The organism is Moorena sp. SIO1F2 (assembly GCF_010672755.1).
Taxonomy (GTDB): Bacteria; Cyanobacteriota; Cyanobacteriia; order Cyanobacteriales; family Coleofasciculaceae; genus Moorena.
The window spans coordinates 1-1,860 of the sequence record NZ_JAAHFV010000624.1 but is presented as its reverse complement, the minus strand read 5'-3'; the positions used below and the strand labels follow the sequence as shown (position 1 = coordinate 1,860).

The following is a 1,860-nucleotide window of genomic DNA, read 5'->3' as shown; positions in this document are numbered from 1 at the left end:
TAGGGGGATTTAGGGGGATCAATTTATACCTTATGGGATATAGAATTCCTATATAAGAGCCAATTACTCAAAAAGTTAATGCTATAAATAAATATTTAAACCTTAAACATAGCATTTTTATTTCCAAGAAACTTGGATAAAGGCTCTGCTGCTAGTAACTCCCTGACCAATTTCCCCTTCAGCATTATACTACCAGGCAACTCACTATCCAGGAAGTTTTCTCTTCAGGGATTCTAGAGCGCCCCAACGTTGATCCCGTAGTTGATCCCGTAACTCTGCTTCACTGTTATTCTTAATCTGGATACCTATACATTCTTGGTCACACAGCTGCCGTGGCGGAATTGCCAGACATAGTTGTTCGTATAACCAAGTGTCTGGATAAAAATACCCCTGAGCTGGAAGGGTTTCTTGTAAATCATCCCAAGTTATCTCCTGCTCTAGGGATTCATCCGACAGTTGGTCAGCTGAGGAAGCTAACCAAACTAATTCGGATGTATCGATGCTTAGGCGGTGGTTGTACTGTTTTAAGCAGCGGTGACAAGTCAAGGTAATGATCGTTTCTGCTTGAGCACAGACCTCCAGGTAATTTCCTTGATGAGCCACTTGCACTTGACCTCGAACTGGGGTCAGTGTCTGTAAATCCACCAAGAATTGATTGACCGGAGTTACTTCTGTGTGCTCTGGTAATTTGAGCAACTCAGGAATATATATCGCCTCCATAATGCTTATCCTTTGCAGTTGACTGTTAAGCGTTGATGGTTAACCTTGAGCTTCTCAAACACTCATAGGACTTACGCATTTGCCCCCTAAATCCCCCAATATTGGGGGACTTTGACATCATTACCCCCCAATATTGGGGGGCTAGGGGGGCGAAATCCACTTAAGCGCGTAAGTCCTGACTCAGCAAAAAGCGACCATTTATAGACTTAAATAGTTATATAGAGTTAATGCATTATGTTAGCCAGGTGATGGGAATAATCCCAAGTGCAATCAGCAGTGATAGAATAAAAACTCTTAATCTGTCAATACCTGCGACGCACCACCAGTCGTCGGTCTGGCTCTTGCCCTCGACTAAGAGTTTCTAAATCCTCAAAAGCCTTGAATAGGGTATGGACTTGACGCCGCTCTGCTGCCGATAGGGATTTCAATTCAAATTCTTTCCCGGTCTGACGGACTTTCATAGCAGCGTGTTCAGCGATCGCTTGAAGTTCCACTTGCCGTCTGGCTCGATAGCTATCGATATCGATAACGTAAACGGCTTGTTCCTCCTCATCATGACCCAAGTTAAGGAGGGAATTTGCTAAGTACTGGATAGAATCGATAACTTCCCCTTCCCGACCAATTAAAGTTTGAGTGTCTTTCGAGGTCAGTTGACTATTATCGATTGTCAACCAGTAGCTGGGTCGCTCTCCTAGGGGAGCGTCACCATCAGCTACCTCTATACTGGCGGGCAATCGAGATAAGCGCAGGAGTTCTTCTAACCACTCTTTACCACGCTCCTGATGTTGATTTACCATACTAACTTGATGCTTTTTTCTTTGAACGCTTGGGCTCAAAAGGCAATGCCTCTCGACCCTCTCCAGACTTAGCTGCTTGTCTTTTTGCCTCTTTTTCCTGCTGCTCAACTATTTCTTGCAAATTCTCTGGCAGAGGTTCTCTCGAGAGAATGAAAGTCTGGATAGTTTGAAATATATTAGCTACAACAATATACATCAATACCCCAGCTGGCAGGGGAAAGAATAAGAACATGCCAGAAAACAATACTGGAGTAATCTGATTAACTACCTTTTGCTGGTCACCGGCTTGCCCTGCACCTGCACCTGAACCAGCTGTTGTCTGGTTCAGGTGCAGGTGCAGGGA

The 1,860-nt window shown here is 44.4% G+C and carries 2 protein-coding genes and 1 pseudogene; all 3 read right to left on the bottom strand.

Features of this window, described 5'->3' with window-relative positions:
• Positions 1 to 204 precede the first annotated feature (204 nt).
• Positions 205 to 720 (bottom strand): YceD family protein, encoded by a 516-nt coding sequence (locus F6J94_RS33510; protein WP_293048197.1) that lies wholly within the window; start codon positions 718 to 720, stop codon positions 205 to 207.
• A gap of 302 nt (positions 721 to 1,022) precedes the next feature.
• Entirely contained in the window at positions 1,023 to 1,517 is a 495-nt protein-coding gene (locus F6J94_RS33505) for a R3H domain-containing nucleic acid-binding protein (protein WP_293017359.1), read from the bottom strand.
• 1 nt (position 1,518) lies between these two features.
• Positions 1,519 to 1,860, bottom strand: a pseudogene (locus tag F6J94_RS33500) (membrane protein insertase YidC); the annotation flags it as partial.

What these genes read in the sequence shown, in the direction of transcription:
- F6J94_RS33510 (WP_293048197.1), bottom strand. Translation starts at nt 720, where the DNA reads ATGGAGGCGATATATATTCCTGAGTTGCTCAAATTACCAGAGCACACA.
- F6J94_RS33505 (WP_293017359.1), bottom strand. Translation starts at nt 1,517, where the DNA reads ATGGTAAATCAACATCAGGAGCGTGGTAAAGAGTGGTTAGAAGAACTC.